The sequence below is a fragment of the Streptosporangium sp. NPDC006007 genome, assembly GCF_040614315.1.
Taxonomy (GTDB): domain Bacteria; phylum Actinomycetota; class Actinomycetes; order Streptosporangiales; family Streptosporangiaceae; genus Streptosporangium.
In genome coordinates this window covers 148,968-164,484 of the sequence record NZ_JBEXUG010000011.1, presented here as the reverse complement: position 1 = coordinate 164,484, position 15,517 = coordinate 148,968, and the positions used below count along the sequence as shown (strand labels likewise).

General features: G+C 68.2%; 12 protein-coding genes. 3 read left to right on the top strand and 9 right to left on the bottom strand.

Annotated features, from left to right (window positions below):
• Positions 1–509 precede the first annotated feature (509 nt).
• The 3 genes from ABZ194_RS12000 to ABZ194_RS11990 form a co-directional block, all read right to left on the bottom strand.
• Positions 510–1,679: a hypothetical protein gene (locus tag ABZ194_RS12000; RefSeq protein ID WP_355595136.1), complete on the bottom strand. Its 1,170-nt coding sequence runs from the start codon at positions 1,677–1,679 to the stop codon at positions 510–512.
• Between the two features lie 137 nt (positions 1,680–1,816).
• Positions 1,817–2,971, bottom strand: a complete 1,155-nt coding sequence (locus ABZ194_RS11995; protein ID WP_355595134.1) for a serine protease — start codon at positions 2,969–2,971, stop codon at positions 1,817–1,819.
• A gap of 208 nt (positions 2,972–3,179) precedes the next feature.
• Positions 3,180–4,760, bottom strand: coding sequence for a hypothetical protein (locus ABZ194_RS11990; protein WP_355595132.1), 1,581 nt, complete (start codon positions 4,758–4,760; stop codon positions 3,180–3,182).
• Between the two features lie 317 nt (positions 4,761–5,077).
• Between ABZ194_RS11990 and ABZ194_RS11985 the strand changes: the two genes are divergently transcribed.
• Together ABZ194_RS11985 and ABZ194_RS11980 are read left to right on the top strand one after the other, a co-directional pair.
• Positions 5,078–5,569: an SSI family serine proteinase inhibitor gene (locus ABZ194_RS11985; RefSeq protein ID WP_355595130.1), complete on the top strand. Its 492-nt coding sequence runs from the start codon at positions 5,078–5,080 to the stop codon at positions 5,567–5,569.
• 607 nt (positions 5,570–6,176) lie between these two features.
• Positions 6,177–7,139, top strand: coding sequence for a zinc-binding dehydrogenase (locus tag ABZ194_RS11980; protein ID WP_355595128.1), 963 nt, complete (start codon positions 6,177–6,179; stop codon positions 7,137–7,139).
• Positions 7,140–7,246: 107 nt separating this feature from the next.
• Here ABZ194_RS11980 and ABZ194_RS11975 read toward each other — a convergent pair whose 3' ends face one another.
• The 5 genes from ABZ194_RS11975 to ABZ194_RS11955 all read right to left on the bottom strand — a co-directional run bounded on the left by ABZ194_RS11975 (position 7,247) and on the right by ABZ194_RS11955 (position 13,588).
• Entirely contained in the window at positions 7,247–7,957 is a 711-nt protein-coding gene (locus ABZ194_RS11975; protein WP_355595126.1) for a helix-turn-helix transcriptional regulator, read from the bottom strand.
• A complete protein-coding gene (locus tag ABZ194_RS11970; protein WP_355595124.1) occupies positions 7,954–8,751 on the bottom strand; it encodes a DUF4097 family beta strand repeat-containing protein in 798 nt (265 codons plus the stop codon). The genes ABZ194_RS11975 and ABZ194_RS11970 overlap by 4 nt, the downstream gene beginning before the upstream one ends.
• 71 nt (positions 8,752–8,822) lie before the next feature.
• The gene (locus ABZ194_RS11965) at positions 8,823–8,996 is read right to left on the bottom strand and encodes a DUF6104 family protein (protein ID WP_355595122.1); all 174 of its coding nucleotides are present in this window, start codon (positions 8,994–8,996) and stop codon (positions 8,823–8,825) included.
• Between the two features lie 85 nt (positions 8,997–9,081).
• Positions 9,082–12,753 carry a multifunctional oxoglutarate decarboxylase/oxoglutarate dehydrogenase thiamine pyrophosphate-binding subunit/dihydrolipoyllysine-residue succinyltransferase subunit gene (locus ABZ194_RS11960; protein WP_355595120.1) on the bottom strand — a complete coding sequence of 1,224 codons (3,672 nt, stop codon included), beginning with the start codon at positions 12,751–12,753 and terminating at the stop codon, positions 9,082–9,084.
• Positions 12,754–12,922: 169 nt separating this feature from the next.
• The gene (locus ABZ194_RS11955; RefSeq protein WP_355595118.1) at positions 12,923–13,588 is read right to left on the bottom strand and encodes a phenylalanine--tRNA ligase beta subunit-related protein; all 666 of its coding nucleotides are present in this window, start codon (positions 13,586–13,588) and stop codon (positions 12,923–12,925) included.
• A 197-nt stretch (positions 13,589–13,785) separates the two neighbouring features.
• On the opposite strand from ABZ194_RS11955, the gene ABZ194_RS11950 reads away from it, so the two are divergent.
• Complete coding sequence (locus ABZ194_RS11950; RefSeq protein ID WP_355595116.1) at positions 13,786–14,292, top strand: flavin reductase family protein; 507 nt, start codon at positions 13,786–13,788, stop codon at positions 14,290–14,292.
• A gap of 14 nt (positions 14,293–14,306) precedes the next feature.
• Here ABZ194_RS11950 and ABZ194_RS11945 read toward each other — a convergent pair whose 3' ends face one another.
• The gene (locus ABZ194_RS11945) at positions 14,307–15,365 is read right to left on the bottom strand and encodes a dihydrodipicolinate reductase (RefSeq protein ID WP_355595114.1); all 1,059 of its coding nucleotides are present in this window, start codon (positions 15,363–15,365) and stop codon (positions 14,307–14,309) included.
• Positions 15,366–15,517: the final 152 nt, after the last annotated feature.

Genomic DNA, 15,517 nt, shown 5'->3' with positions numbered 1-15,517 from the left:
AACGGCGCCACCGGCCGGGAGGAGGATGCGCTTCAAGGGAAACTCCTTGGTCTGATGTGGAACGCTTCTTGCGTCCCATGCGTCAGTAAAGGGATGGCCAGAACATACAGTGTTGATCTTGAAAGCCGGAAGTCGCTTCGATCAGTAAAATGGCTGGTCAACCCCTTGGGAGTGCTCCAGAGAGCTGTGGGACCCACCTGGCTGGCGCGATGCTCATGGATATCTGTCCTGTTTTTGCAGATCGCTCTAGGAACGACCCAAAAACGACAGCCCCGTAAGGGGTGATCCAGCGCACCCCGGCCACGGTTTGTGTGACGCAGATCACATAGATCTAGTGGCACGAAATTGGGCTGAACTACGTCTAACAGCCCCACAGTCAACTCGAAGTCGGATCCCCGGTCCGTGCGAGGTCCGTTAGCGCCCGGCAAAAAAGCGTGGGGCCCGGCTGGTGCCGGGCCCCACGCCGTGGAGCAGAGGGGGGTGAAGGGCTTACTGCTCCTGCTTGTGCGTTACTTGTAGAGCTCGCCGTTCGGGCCGACGATCCGGCCGGACCAGACGTTGGCGGCCTTCTTGTAGATGTCGGCGGTCTCGCCGTCGAAGTAGGCCGAGGTGATCAGGTCGTAGCGGCCGTTCTTGTCCTGGTCACCGAAGAGGCTGGTGACACCGTTGACGTAGCCCAGACGCTTGGAGTTGTTGTACTTGACGAGCCAGGGGCCACCGTCGGCGCCGGGGGTGAGGGCGCCCTTGAGGCCGACGTGCTCCTCCACCTTCTCGGCGGCGGAGACGTAGACCTTGCCGGAGGTCTTGCCGTACACCCACTTGGGGGTGACGCCGGTGTAGGGCTTGTCGCCGTCGGGGTGCGGGCCCTCGGGGTAGCCGAAGACGTAGACGCTCTGGCCGGTCTTCTGGTTCCAGGTGAAGCCCTGGCCGCCGACGTTGTCGCCGAGCCGGCCGGCGTCCTTGGAGAGGCCGATGAAGTAGTGACCGCCCGCGGTCCACTTCGGCCCGGTGAAGCCGTCGTACTCGGCCTTGGTGACCTGCTTCTGGCCGTTGTTGAGAACGCCGTTGTAGACGGTCACGAACGCGTAGTCGCGGTCGTAGTCCTCGTAGACGTCGAAGTCGTAGTGCGTCCACGCGGTCTTGCCGACGTAGATGCCGTAGGGGGCCTTGCCCTGGTAGTAGGCCGGGACGAAGACCCACTTGTCGAGGACCTTCGGGTCGCCGGTGCCCGCGGTGTCGTAGACGTTGTGGGCGGCGGTGGCGACCAGGTTGCGGTACTTCGACTGGATCGAGGTGGCCGAGGCCCACTTGGGCTGGCCGCTCGCGTCGACCCAGAACACCTTGCCGATGGTCCTGGGCAGGTTGATGTTCTTGACCTTCGCCGAAGCGGCCTTCTCCCCGCCGATCGGGACCACGGAGCCGGGCTTGCCGTCGGGGGAGTAGCCGCCGCCGGACTTCCAGGAGGCGGGGGTGGTGTCGTGGTAGTAGGCCGTGGCCTTCTTGAGGGCGGCGTTGTTGGACGCGCTCCAGAAGTCGACGACCGACACCGCGGCGGCGTTGTTGGCGGCCATCGGGTCGGTCGCCCAGTCCGGGGCGGCCTGGGCGGTACCGGCCAGACCGGCGGCCAGCAGACCGCCGGCGAGGACGGTGCCGCCGACGGGGAGGAGGATGCGCTTCAAGACTGCTCCTTGCGCTGCGATGTGGGCAGGCATTGGAATCACGGGACGCCAAGAACCTATGCAGTCATGGGTCGGGTGAACCGCCATATATGGGTGCCTTAACCCTCTTTTAAGGCACCCATAAGGTGCCTGTGAGGTCAGGTGGTGCTCTGGCGTTCGGCGTACTGGTAGACCACGTAGGTCGACTGGATGAAGTACGGGGAGGAGATGCGGTCGTATTTCTTGTCGGCGTCGGTGTCCCAGGCGAAGCTGTTCACGCCGTTCAGGTAGCCGAGTCCGCGCTGGGTGTCGTAACCGACCAGCCAGGGTCCCCCGCTCGCCCCGGCGGTGAACGTGCAGCCAAGGGAGATGCCCATCTCGACCAGGCGGGTGGGCGCCCTCGTACGGTAGGTCCGCCCGTCGCACCAGAGCATCTTCTGCCCGTCGTACGGCCTGCTCCCGTCGATGTGGGGGGCCGCCGGGTAGCCGAAGGCGAAGACCGACAGGCCCACACCGCGGTTGACCGACAGGCCCTGGCCGCCGACGTTGTCCTCCAGAGTGCCGACGGACTCCATCTCGTAGGTGTTCGGGGACTTGCCCGGCTTCCAGACGAATCCGTCGTGCACCGTGACGAAGGCGTAGTCGTAGTCGTAGTCGCCCTTGGCGGTGAAGTTCTCGTGCAGGTTGAGCGAGTGGCCGACGTAGATGCCGTAGGGGGTCCTGCCCTGGACGTATCCGGGGATGAAGATCCAGTAGTCGGCGTGCTTGCCCTCTTTGGCCTCGTAGGCGCAGTGTCCGGCCGTGGCGACCAGGTTGCGGTTCTTGGACGTCACCGCCGAGGCGGAACACCAGTACTCCTTGTCCCCGATCTTGAAGAACACCTTGCCGACGGTGCCGGGCAGGGTGCCGCCGATCGGGGGTCTCTTCGTCGGGAGGGTGGGCCTGATGACGGGGGCGGTCTTCCTGGTGGAGCTGTAGGCCGTCGTCATGGCCGCCTCGCCACCGGCCGCCGCCGCGGCGGCCGTGCCGGAGGGGACGGGGGACGCCGAGGCGGTGCTGCCGCCGTCGCTGGGCTTGACCTCGGGCGTGGCGGGGTTGTTGTCCTGCGCCTGCTTGATCCTGGCCGGGCTCCAGTACTCCGCGATCCGCTTCATGTCCGCGCTGTTCTTGGTGAGGGTGATGGACGTGATGCTGCCGGCCACCGTGTTCCGGACGCCGGCGCTCGCGCTCCCGGCGGACGCGGACATCGCGAGCACACAGGCGGCCACGAAGGCGCCAAGTGTGGCCGTGAACCGCGGCACGCGGGGGGACATGAGGCGTGTTTCCTTCTGGATCAAGAGCCGGATCGTGGTCGTAAAGGGTGATTTTTCCAGATCAACTTAGTTTTGGGCAGGTCGCTAGATTGATCTTCTTTGGCACTTTTGTTGAAAAGCCTGCCCTGCGGAGCATAAGCACTCCGTCAAAACGCGAAGTGGGGAGGCCCGAAAACAGCGGCCTCCCCACGGTCACGACGTCAATACCCTAGGCCGGGAGCTTCCCCGTCCAGAGGTTGGCGGCGTACTTGTAGATGCCGTAGGTCTCGCCGTTGAAGTACGGCGTGGTGACCCGGTCGTAGCGGCCGTTCTTGTCACTGTCGAGCGTCAGGCTCACGACACCGTTGAGGTAGCCGGTCCGCTTGCTGCTCTTGTACTGCAGCAGGAACGGGCCGCCGCTGGCGCCCGGGGTGAAGGCGCACTTGATGGCCTGCTGATCCTCGGCCTTGTACTGCGGCACGGCCGGGGCGGCGCCCGTCTTGCCGTAGCACCACTTCATGGTGTGGCCGCTGTAGGGCTTGTCGCCGTCCAGGTGGGCGAAGGCCGGGTAGCCGAACGTGAAGACCTTCTTGCCCGACTTCTGGTTCCAGGTGAAGCCCTGGCCGCCGACGTTGTCGCCGAGCCGGCCGGCGTCGGCCAGGAGCACCACGTAGAACTTCGTGTAGAAGTAGAGCTCCTTCACCGTGGTCTTGACCCACTTCTTGACGAAGTACTGGGTCTTGTACCAGGCGATCTCGTTGCCGTTGACGTCCTTGGTGGCTTCCAGCTTGCCGAGGAACTTGCCGTCACCCTTGTCCTTCACCAGCTGCTGGTACTGCTGCTGGCTGATGGCGACCTTGCCCTTGTCGTCGCTGAAGCGCTCGAACTTGGTGTTGTTGTCCAGGCCGGTGGGGGCGGCCTTGTAGGTGCTCTCGCCGACCTCGACCGCGGTCAGCTTGACGCCGCCCCGGCCGTCCTTGACGTACTCCTCGATGTACTGCGCGGCGTCGTCGGGCTTGCCGATCGTCGAGACGTCGGGGTCGGCGGACTTCTTCCAGTACGGCCCCTTCTCGCCGTACCGGTCGATGCCGGCCTCGTACTCCTTCTGGGAGATCTCCTTGTCCTCGGTGTACTTGAAGCCCTTGGCGGACTCGTACTCGGGGACGGTGACCTCCTTGACACCGGTCTGCTTGATGCCGTTGAAGACGTTGACGAACGCGTAGTCGTAGTCGTAGTCCTCGTAGACGTCGAAGTCGTAGTGCGTGTTGAACTTCGAGCCGACGTAGACGCCCCAGGGGGCCTTGCCCTTGTAGTAACCGGGGATGAACACGAAGTTGCTGTAGGGCTTGTTCGTGTCGGTGTCGTACACGCAGTGGGCGGCGGTGGCCACCAGGTTGCGGTACTTCGACTGGACCGAGGTGCCGGAGCACCAGCGCTCCTGCCCCTTGTCGTCGAGGAAGAACACCTTGCCGACCGTGATGGGCAGGTTCAGGTTCTTCGACTTGCCCGCGCTCTTGCCCGGCTCGCCGATCGGGGCGACAACGCCGGGCCTGCCGTCGGCGGCGATCTGGGAGCCGCCGGACTTCAGCTTGGCCGAGACCGTCGACTCCGACACGTAGGTCTTCGCCGACTTCAGCCGGGAGGGAGTCCAGTAGCCCGCGATGGCCGTCGCGTTACCGGACTCGGCCAGGGTCCCCGTCTTGAGGTCGGGGTCTGCCTGGGCGGAGGTGGTGAGGGTGGCGCCGATCATGGAGGTGGCCACGAGGGCACCTCCGAGGGGGAGGACCAGGCGCTTGGCTCGGACGTTCAATCTAGCTCCTTCTTTGTCGTGGATCACTCGGGACGCGATCCACGCTGCGTAAAGAGACAAGTCGAGACCGTACTAGGCCAAGAATGATTAAAACGGTACAAAATGAGTGGGCGTCAGGACCGATATCATTTCGTTACCAAACCGGGGGAACCGGAAGGGTGGTGGCGGCGTCTGATCTACCCGCGCTTGGCGGGGGGCGGGGGTACGGGCTCGACAAGGCCATGACCTGCGAAAACAGGAGCGTCGGTCGTTGCCGGGGCGGGGCGGCTGCGAGAGGGTGAGCGGCACTCGGCGTCACGCGAAACTCGGGGGATTGCATGCGACGTCTTTTCTGCCTGGCTGCGGCCGGGCTTCTGTTCCTCTCAGGTACGGCCGCCGCCGCCTCGCAGCCGCCGCCACGGGACCCTGACCTGCCCGGGAGGAACCCGGCCTCGCCGTGGCATCCCTTCCCCGGAAAGCCCCTCCAGGTCAAGCCGGCCCAGGTCAAGCCGTCGGGGCGGCTGAAGGCGCTCGTGCTGAGCTTCGCGTACGGGGAGAGGCCGGTGCCCGTCGCCCGGCACGCCCTGCTCAGTTGCGATCCGCCGCGTGGCACACATCCGGACCCGTACGGGGCGTGTGAGGCGCTGATCCCCGTCAGGGGGAACCCCGCCGAGCTCACGCCGCTGCCGGACGTGATCTGCACGATGCAGTATGACCCGGTCACCGTGACCGCGACCGGTGTCTGGGACGGCCGGTTCATCCGGTTCCAGCAGACCTACGGCAACGCCTGTTCGCTGTACGCCGCGACCGGGGTGGTTTTCTCCTTCTAGTCGCGCCGAAAAGCGGCGATTTCGGCCCCTTTTGGAGGGGCCGGGGCGGGTGTGTGCAGGGGGACCGTTCCATCTGGGCGGTTCCCCTGTCCGGTCGCGCTCCTGTCGCGCCGGCCGTCCGGGCGGACGGTGGGCCGGGCGGCCGGTTGGTCATCGGGTGAATCATCCGCCCGGCGGGCGATCGAGGCGAACGGCCGGGGGCGGCCCCTCACGGCGCGGCCCCATCGGGCGAACATCTGCTTTCCGTGATGTGCCGGGCAAGTGTTTCCGCAGATCAGAGCAGGCCGGCAACCGGTGTCGCGGCACCTGGAAACGCGTCGAGGACCTCAACCCGTCGTCCTGCGTGCCTGGAGCCGGGGTTTCTGGAACGGGACAGAGGCCCCGGCCGCGGCGGGGGTCGTCCGACCCCTGCCCTCTCCGCCGCGCTGGCGAATGTCGCAAAGCGGTGACATGTCGGATCTCATCTGTGACGCGCTTGGTAGGCGCGCTCGCCGAGGTCGCCCGGAGCGGACCGATGATCCGGAGGCTGAGGAGTGGAGGACACCCCCCGGCAGGTGCGGGGCGAACCACCTCGGAGTGGTCCCGGCCGGGGGCGTAGGGTGCGGCCATGTTCGCCGTAACCGCCACGCGGATCGATCCCGACAACCCTCTCACCGGGCTCACGCTCGGTGAACGCCCGGAACCGGAGGTTCCCGACGGCTGGACCACCGTCACGGTGCGGGCCACCGCGCTCAACCACCACGACCTGTGGACGCTCAAGGGGGTGGGCATCCGTGAGGACAGGCTGCCGATCGTGCTCGGCTGCGACGCCGCCGGGCTCGACGAGGACGGCAACGAGGTCATCGTGCACTCGGTGCTCGGCAGCGGTGCCGACGAGACGCTCGACCCGAGACGGTCCCTGCTGTCGGAGGTGTACGACGGCACCTTCGCGGAGCGGGTGGTCGTGCCCCGGCGGAACCTGGTGCCCAAGCCCGCCGCGCTCAGCTTCGAGGAGGCGGCCTGTCTGCCGACCGCCTGGCTGACCGCCTACCGGATGCTGTTCGACCGGGCGGGGCTGGAGCCGGGCTCGACCGTGCTGGTCCAGGGGGCGGGCGGTGGCGTGGCCACCGCGCTCATCACCCTGGGGCGGGCGGGTGGCTACCGGGTCTGGGTGACCGGCCGGTCGGAGGAGAAGCGGGCACGGGCCCTCGCCCTGGGAGCCGACCAGGTCTTCGAGAGCGGAGCCCGGCTCCCCGAGCGGGTCGACGCGGTGATGGAGACCGTCGGCCAGGCCACCTGGGACCACTCGCTGAAGGCGCTGCGCCCCGGGGGCCGGATCGTGGTCTCCGGTGCGACCAGCGGCGCCGTACCGCCCGCCGACCTGAACCGGGTCTTCTTCCTGCAACTGTCGGTGATGGGCTCGACCATGGGCACCCGTGACCAGCTTGCCAGGCTGGCCCGATTCCTGGAGCAGACCGGAGCCCGCCCGGTGATCGACCGGGTGCTCCCGCTGACCGAGGCTCGTGAGGGGTTCGCGGCCCTGCACGGGGGCGACGTGTTCGGGAAGGTCGTCTTCACCCTGACGCCCTGACGCCCTGACGCCCTGACGCGTCGAGCCCCTGACGTGCCGCGCCCCTGACGTGCCGCGCCGGGTGTGCCCGCGGGCCGTCGTGCCCGCGGGCCATATCGGAGGGCGGGTCAGCGGAGCGCGTCCCGGATGCGGCGGGTCGCGTCGTAGAGCGCGTCCTGCGCGGTGGCCAGTGTCTCCTCGGTCACCTGCCGGCCCGCCGCCTCCTCGCGGACCTCCTCGACGAACTCGGCCAGCATCTGCCCGAGCCGGGCGCCGCTGTCGGGCGAACCGTGGCCGGCGAAGCCGTCGGTCCAGACGCGCTTCCAGTCGTGCTTCCACTCCTGGGTCTGCCGCTGCCACTCCGCCTTCTGGCGTTGCCACTCGGCCCGCTGCTCGCGCCAGGTCTCACGCTGTTCCTGCTTGGCCTGCCGCTGTTCCTGTTTGGCGCCCTGGCGCACGTCGCGCGCCATCTGGGTCAGCTCCTCGCGCAGCGACTTGACCGTGTCGCGCACATCCTCCTTGACCTCGCGGGCGATGTCGCGGACGGAGTCGGAGATCTCCTGTTCCAGGTCGGCGAGTTCGTCGACCCGGGCGTTCAGCTCCTCGCGGCCCTGGTCGGTGAGGGTGAAGACCTTCTTGCCGTCCACCACCTCGTGGGTGACCAGGCCCTCCTCCTCCAGCCGGGCCAGGCGGGGGTAGATCGTGCCGGGCGAGGGCGAGTAGACGCCCAGGAACCGGTCCTGAAGCAGCCGGATCACCTCGTAACCGTGGCGGGGGCTCTCCTGGAGCAGCTTCAGGAGGTAGAGCCGGAGCCGCCCGTGGCCGAAGACCGGGCTCATGCCCGCTCTCCCCTCAACAGGGTGACGTCCGCCGAGACGGTGGTCGCCGACAGTGAGGCCATGCCGCCGCCGATCCGGCCCGTCAGCGTCTTCATGCCGGGCTGGCTCGTGTGGTTCAGCTCACCGAAGGCGGTGTCGATCCTGCCGGAGGTGGAGCGGATGGTGACGTCGGTCTCGACGGTGCGCGGCAGCCGGAGGACGATCTCACCGGAGACGCTGTTCATCGTCACGTGGCCGGTCGGCGGGAGCTCCAGGTCGGCGGTGATCCGGCCCGAGACGGTGGTGGCGCGCAGCCGGCGGGGCGTTCCCTGGGCCACGGTCAGCTCACCCGAGATGCTCTTGAAGGACAGGTCGCCGACCAGGCCCCGGCTCTCCACGTCGCCGGAGACGGTGTCGGCGTGGATCTCGCCGCCGACCCCGTCGAGCACGATCTCTCCTGAGACGCTCTTGACCGAGGTGCGGCCCTCGAAGCCGGCCACGACGGCCGAGGCCGAGACCACGCCCGCGTTGACGGCGCACTCCTTCGGCACGGTCAGCGTCAATGTGATCTCCCTGCGGCCGGGGCGCAGCCAGCCGAGCAGCCCCTCCCACGTCAGGTCCTTGTAGGCGACGGTGAGTGTGCCGTCGTCCTCGTGGGTGACGATCAGCGGAGGGTTGCCGGCGTCGGCGACCTCAAGGGTGGGCGGGCCATCGCCGGCCAGCACCGCGAGCCTGCCCGCCACGATCCGCACGTTGAGCTTCCGCACCGCGTCGAAGGTGAGCTGCTGCGGTTTCTCGATGATCCATTGCCGCATGTTCGTGACCTCCTTCTCCGCAACACGATATGTCGCGTTGCTTGTGAAGGTCAAGATATATCGCGTTTTGCTTATTCGTCCTCGTCCAGCCGGGCCAGCCAGGTGGCCAGCCGTTCCACCGGCGTCTCGAAGTCGGGGTTGAGGTCGACGAACTCACGGAGCCGCTCGGCCAGCCAGAGGATGTTGACCTCCTCCTGGCCCCGGCGCTCGACGAGCTCCTCGATGCCCCGATCGGTGAAGTACATCGTTCTCCTCGTGTGTGAAAGGCCCGGGATAAAAAGGAAGTCCCCCACAGAGGCTTTCCGCGGGGGACTTCCGGAGTGATGACGCCTACCGGCCGAAGACCTCGTCCAGCATCTGCTGCAACTCCACCTCGTGCGCGGCGTGCGAGCCCGTCGCGGGGGAGGAGTTCGCCTTGCGGGAGACCCGCTTGATCGGACGTCCGCCGAACGCGTCGGGCTTCTCGGCCAGCTTCAGCGCGATGAACGGCCACGGCCCCATGTTGACCGGCTCGTCCTGCGCCCAGACCAGCTCCACGTCGCCGGCGTAGCGCGCCAGCTCGGCCGCGAGCGGGTTCGCCGGGAACGGGTAGAGCCGCTCCAGGCGGACGACCGCCACATCGGTCCGGCCCTGCTTGTCCCGGGCGGCGGCCAGATCGTAGTAGATCTTGCCGGAGCAGAGCACGACCTTGCGGACCTCCGCCGGGTTCACCGTGGTGTCGCCGAGCACCGGACGGAACGACCCCGAGGTGAACTCGCCGACCGCCGAGGTGGCCGCCTTGTGCCGCAGCAGCGACTTGGGCGTGAACACCACCAGCGGCCGGTGCCGGTTCGACTTCGTCTGCCAGCGCAGCAGGTGGAAGTAGTTCGCCGGCAGCGTGGGCTGGGCCACGGTCATGTTGTCCTGAGCGCACATCTGCAGGAACCGCTCGATGCGGGCCGAGGAGTGGTCAGGGCCCTGACCCTCGTAGCCGTGCGGCAGCAGCAGGGTGACGCCGGAGCGCTGGCCCCACTTCTGCTCACCCGCGGTGATGTACTCGTCGATGATGGACTGGGCGCCGTTGACGAAGTCGCCGAACTGCGCCTCCCACGCGACCAGGGCCTCGGGACGCTCCACGCTGTAGCCGTACTCGAAGCCGAGCGCGGCGTACTCGCTGAGCAGCGAGTCGTAGACGTAGAACTTCGTGGTGCCCTCGTTGAACGCCTTCAGCGGGGTGTGCTCCTCGCCGGTGACGCGGTCGACGAGTACGGCGTGCCGCTGGACGAACGTGCCCCGCCGGGAGTCCTGGCCGACCAGGCGGACGGGGTGCCCGTCCATCAGCAGTGAGCCGAAGGCCAGGGTCTCGCCCATGCTCCAGTCGATGGTGTCCGTGGACACCATCTGGCCGCGGCGCTGGAGCACCGGCAGCAGACGCGGGTGGACGGTGAAGCCCTCCGGCAGGTTGAGCTGGGTCTCCACGATCCGCTTGACGGTCTCCTCGGAGATACCCGTCGGGGTGTCCTCGTGCGACCAGGGGATGGCCTCCATGTCGACCGGCCGGGAGAGCTCGCCGGTCGCCTTGGTCGCCGCGCGGGTCTCGGCGAAGGCGTTCTCCAGCTTGCGCTGGTAGTCGCGGAGCGCGCCCTCGGCCTCCTCCACCGTGATGTCGCCCCGGCCGATCAGCGCCTCGGTGTAGAGCTTGCGGGTGGACCGCTTGGCGTCGATCAGGTCGTACATCAGCGGCTGGGTGAAGCTCGGGTTGTCGCTCTCGTTGTGACCTCGGCGCCGGTAGCAGATGAGGTCGATCACGACGTCCTTGCGGAACGCCTGGCGGTACTCGAACGCCAGCCGCCCGACCCGGACCACGGCCTCGGGGTCGTCCCCGTTGACGTGGAAGATCGGGGCCTGGATCATCCGGGCCACGTCGGTGGCGTACACACTGGAGCGGGAGCTCGCCGGGCTCGTCGTGAAGCCGACCTGGTTGTTGACCACGATGTGCACGGTGCCGCCGGTGCGGTAGCCGCGCAGCTGCGACAGGTTCAGCGTCTCGGCCACCACGCCCTGGCCCGCGAAGGCCGCGTCGCCGTGGACGAGCACGGGCAGGACGGTAAAGCCCTCCTCACCGCGCTCCAGCAGGTCCTGCTTGGCGCGGACCACGCCCTCCAGGACGGGGTCGACCGTCTCCAGGTGGGAGGGGTTGGCCACGACCGAGGTCCTGAGCTTGGAGTTGTTCGCCGAGATGAAGTCACCGCTGGCGCCCAGGTGGTACTTCACGTCGCCGGAGCCGTGGGCGCTGCGCGGGTCCATGTTGCCCTCGAACTCGCCGAAGATCTGGCCGTAGGACTTGCCCACGATGTTGGCCAGCACGTTCAGCCGGCCGCGGTGGGCCATGCCGATGACCGCCTCGTCGAGGTCGTCCTCCGCGGCGGCGCAGAGCACCGAGTCGAGCAGCGGTATCAGCGACTCGCCGCCCTCCAGCGAGAAACGCTTCTGGCCGACGAACTTCGTCTGCAGGAACGTCTCGAACGCCTCGGAGGTGTTGAGCCGCTCCAGGATGCGCAGCTGCTCCTCGCGGTCGGGCTTGGCGTGCGGACGCTCGACCCGGGCCTGGATCCAGGCCCGCTCCTCGGGGTTTTGCATGTGCATGTACTCCACGCCGATGGTGCGGCAGTAGGAGTCGCGCAGCACACCGAGGATGTCGCGCAGCTTCATCAGGGGACGGCCGCCGAAGCCGCCGGTGGCGAACTCGCGCTCCAGGTCCCACAGGGTCAGCCCGTGGGACTTGATGTCGAGGTCGGGGTGCTTGCGCTGCCGGTACTCCAGCGGGTCGGTGTCGGCCATCAGGTGGCCGCGGACCCGGAAGGCGTGGATCAGCTCTATGACCCTGGCCGACTTCGCCACGTCGTCATCGTGGGTCGCCGAGATGTCCTGGACCCAGCGGACCGGCTCGTACGGGATCCGGAGCGCCTCGAAGATCTCGTCGTAGAAGCCGTTCTCGCCGAGGAGCAGCCGGTGGATCTGCCGGAGGAAGTCGCCCGACTGGGCGCCCTGGATGATCCGGTGGTCATACGTGCTGGTGAGCGTCATGACCTTGCTGACCGCGAGGCGGGAGAGCGTGTCGGGGGAGGCGCCCTGGTACTCCGCGGGGTACTCCATCGCGCCGACGCCGATGATCGTGCCCTGCCCCGGCATCAGGCGCGGCACCGAGTGGACGGTGCCGATGGTGCCCGGGTTGGTCAGCGAGATCGTCGTGCCCACGAAGTCGTCCACGCTCAGCTTGCCGGACCTGGCCTTGCGCACGACCTCCTCGTACGCGATCCAGAACTGGCGGAAGTCCATGGACTCCGACGCCTTGATCGACGGCACCAGGAGCTGCCGGGTGCCGTCGCTCTTGGCGATGTCGATGGCCAGGCCGAGGTTGACGTGCTCCGGCTTGACCAGCGCCGGCTTGCCGTCGACCTCGGCGTAGGAGTGGTTCATCTCGGGCATCGCCCGGAGAGCCTTGATGACCGCGTAGCCGATCAGGTGGGTGAAGGACACCTTGCCGCCGCGTCCTCGCGACAGGTGGTTGTTGACGACGATGCGGTTGTCGATGAGGAGCTTCGCCGGCACGGCGCGCACGCTCGTCGCAGTCGGAACGTGGAGGCTGGCCTCCATGTTGGCCACCGTCCGGGCGGCCGCGCCACGGAGTCGGACTTCCTCGGCACCGGGGGCGGGCAACTGCGTCTCCTGCTTGGGTCGGTCCGCCGGAGTGGCCTTGGGCTTCGGCGTTGGGGTTGCCGGTTTGGCCGCCGGGGTCACCGGAGCCGCAGCGGAGGTTGGATTGGTGGGCGCGGCGGTGGCCGCACCCGGGGGCGCGGCTCGACCGGCCCCGGAATCAGGGCTGTAATCAGCGAAGAAGTTCCACCAGGCGCGGTCCACGGACTCGGGATCCTGGAGGTACTTCTGATACAGCTCGTCGACAAGCCATTCGTTTTGACCGAAGGCTGCCAGCGGGTTTGTCCGCGACGACTCAGACGACACGGCGGAAATCGCCCTCTTCCGCAGATCGGCGTTGATGATAGAGAACCTGTCCAAGGCTACTCGCCCGGACCCGGACCTGCGCCAGTCCGGCGCCGACTCCTCTACTGATCCTGTCAGAACAGTTCAAAGCAGTCACTTCCGGGGGTCCATCCGGGTGGTGCGGGTCTGGTCATTCATGTGCGATCAGCCTGGACTCGACCCGGACTCCGGGGGTGACGTCCCCGAGCAGCCCGGCCAGCTCGTCGCCGGCCGCGCGCAACTCGGCCGGTGACAGGGGGGCGAGCCGCTCCAGCAGGAACAGCGCGTCGGTGGTCTCCTCGGTGATCCGGGTCCGCGCGCACTGCCGCCAGTTCCAGCGCCGGCAGGTGACGCCCCTGTCGTCCCGCCAGACCACCTCGCCGATCTCCGGATGGTCGACGGCGGGCTCACCTCTCTCGACGACCTCGAACGGCTCGTCCCCCTCGGCGCGGACCAGCCTCGCCGCCCCCTCGTAGCGGGCCAGGTCCTCGCCGCCGATCGGCAGCCCGTGCCTGACGCTGATCGAGTTGTAGGCGTCGACCACCAGGTTGATCTCCGGCAGCGGCATCCGCCGGACCAGCGCGTCCACCGAGGGGCGGGTCCGCTGGGGTTTGGCGCCGAAGGCCCGGTACGCGGCCCGCCACGCCTCCACCCTGGGATCGTCGGCGGTCACCGCCTCGGCGGCGGCCTCGGCCAGCCAGGCCCGGGACCTGTCGTCCGTGGGGCCGTTGCGCAGGCCGTACACGCCCATGACCAGCACCGCGAAGTCCGGTCTGAGCGCCCGGACCGCGGGGTCCACCCGGATGTCCTCAATCACGGATTTCAGTCTAGGCCGTGTACGGGTTCCGGGGACCGGTCACGGAGCCGGGCGGCTCGGGGCCGCGCCGGGGTGGGGTGCGCGGTCACGGTGGCAGCCCCGGCGAGAGATCGGGAAGAGAAGGCGTTATGAATGGGTTGCCGACCATAAGCGGGTTTTGCCGGGCAGGTCGGGTGAGAGAGGAGAAGTGAGGAGTCATGACCGAGACCCTGCCGGGCGGGGCGGTCGACGCCGAGCGCTTCCGCCAGGCGCTGGCCGTTCACGCGTCCGGAGTCGTGGTGATCACCGCGCAGTCGGCGGGGGTCCCGGTCGGCCTGACGGCCACCTCGTTCTCCTCGGTCAGCCTCGCGCCCCCGCTGGTCTCCTTCTACGTGGACCAGTCCTCGGCCACCTGGCGGTGGCTCAGGCGGGCCGAGCACTTCGCGGTGAACGTCCTGGCCGGCGACCAGGCCGAGCTGGCCTCCCGGTTCGCGCGCAAGGGCGTCGACCGGTTCGCCGCCCCCACCGAGTGGCGGCCCGGCCCCCTGGGCGTTCCGCTCCTGGGCGGAGTCTCGGCCCAGCTGGTCTGCGTCCCCCACTCCACCGTGGACATAGGCGACCACGTCCTCGTCGTCGGCCTCGTCACCGAGACCAGCCACATCTCCGGCAGCCGCCCGCTCCTCTACCATCAGGGCCGTTTCGGCCGCTTCACCCCGCACGCCTGATCGGACGGGCACCGTCAGGCGAGACGGACGGTGCCCCGGCCGGTGGCGAGGGGGAGGTCGAGCAGGGTGCGGATGCCCGGCGGGGCGGCGCAGACCGCGGACACCGCGTTGACGGCGTGGGCGGCGGCACCGGCCAGGCCGTGGGAGACCTCGTCGACGGTGAGTGTCATCTGGGGGAGGCCCTCGATGTGGATGGCGAAACCCGGGGCGGGCCAGCGGGTCACCTTGGTGGCGTCGGCCTTGTAGACGCACTCCACGGTCATGAAGGGACGTCCGCGGACCAGGCCGCTGAACGTCCAGCGGGACGCGCACACGGTGCCGACCTGGACCAGGCCCGCGGCGATCTCGAACTCCTCGGAGGCGAGTTCGAACTCGTCGCTCTCCTCGACCTCGTCGAGGGTCACGTCGAGGGTGCCCGCCACGAACTGGACGCTCTCGGTGAACAGCGAGCGCTGGAAGGCGCGGAACGGGCGCACGGTGGTGGTGTAGTCCTTGGCCGAGCGGGTGAAACCGAACAGGTCCACCACGATCTGCCGGGACGGGTGCCCCCGGAAGTCGGACGACTCGCGGACGTAGATGTGGTCGATCCGGCTGGACAGCCCGGTCAGCGCGAGCGGGAGCATGTCGCTCATGAAACCGGGGTTGATGCCGGTGCCGTGCAGAGACGTGCCTCCGGTCCGGCAGGCGGCCTCCAGGCGTTCCACGATGCCGGGCCCGTAGGACTGGGGATAGACGAACCCGGTCGTGGTGATGACGTTCTTGCCCGAGGCGAGCAGGGCGCAGATCGTCTCCACGTCCGTCGCGTGGTCCCCGCCGAAGTAGGACGCCGGCAGCGGCATGTGCAGCACGCAGTCGGCCCGCAGGGCGAGGATCCGCTCGACGTCGTCGGTGCACGTGACCCCGGTCTCGGCCAACCCGATGAGGGGGCCCGCGTCCAGGCCCACCTTGTCCGGGTCGTAGACGAGCACTCCGACGAGCTCGAACTCGGGCCGGGTGATCAGATTGCGCAGCGAGTACCGGCCAACGGCGCCCGTGGCCCATTGGACCACACGGAGGGGCGGCGGTGAGGGCATGCGGGGCCTCCAGCCCGGATCTTGGGCGGGGTCGCGACAGGAGGAGTGTCGTCGTTGACCCGCGCCCGGTAAGGGCAAAAACTTTAGCAGAAATTCATACACTCGATCACTATCCGCGTTGAATTCGACATTCTGTCGCCACCCCTTCATGA

Bases quoted from the DNA above. Each gene is read 5' to 3' on its own strand.
- ABZ194_RS11995 (WP_355595134.1), bottom strand. From the start codon at position 2,971: ATGTCCCCCCGCGTGCCGCGGTTCACGGCCACACTTGGCGCCTTCGTG.
- ABZ194_RS11985 (WP_355595130.1), top strand. From the start codon at position 5,078: ATGCGACGTCTTTTCTGCCTGGCTGCGGCCGGGCTTCTGTTCCTCTCA.
- ABZ194_RS11980 (WP_355595128.1), top strand. From the start codon at position 6,177: ATGTTCGCCGTAACCGCCACGCGGATCGATCCCGACAACCCTCTCACC.
- ABZ194_RS11975 (WP_355595126.1), bottom strand. From the start codon at position 7,957: ATGAGCCCGGTCTTCGGCCACGGGCGGCTCCGGCTCTACCTCCTGAAG.
- ABZ194_RS11970 (WP_355595124.1), bottom strand. From the start codon at position 8,751: ATGCGGCAATGGATCATCGAGAAACCGCAGCAGCTCACCTTCGACGCG.
- ABZ194_RS11965 (WP_355595122.1), bottom strand. From the start codon at position 8,996: ATGTACTTCACCGATCGGGGCATCGAGGAGCTCGTCGAGCGCCGGGGC.
- ABZ194_RS11950 (WP_355595116.1), top strand. From the start codon at position 13,786: ATGACCGAGACCCTGCCGGGCGGGGCGGTCGACGCCGAGCGCTTCCGC.
- ABZ194_RS11945 (WP_355595114.1), bottom strand. From the start codon at position 15,365: ATGCCCTCACCGCCGCCCCTCCGTGTGGTCCAATGGGCCACGGGCGCC.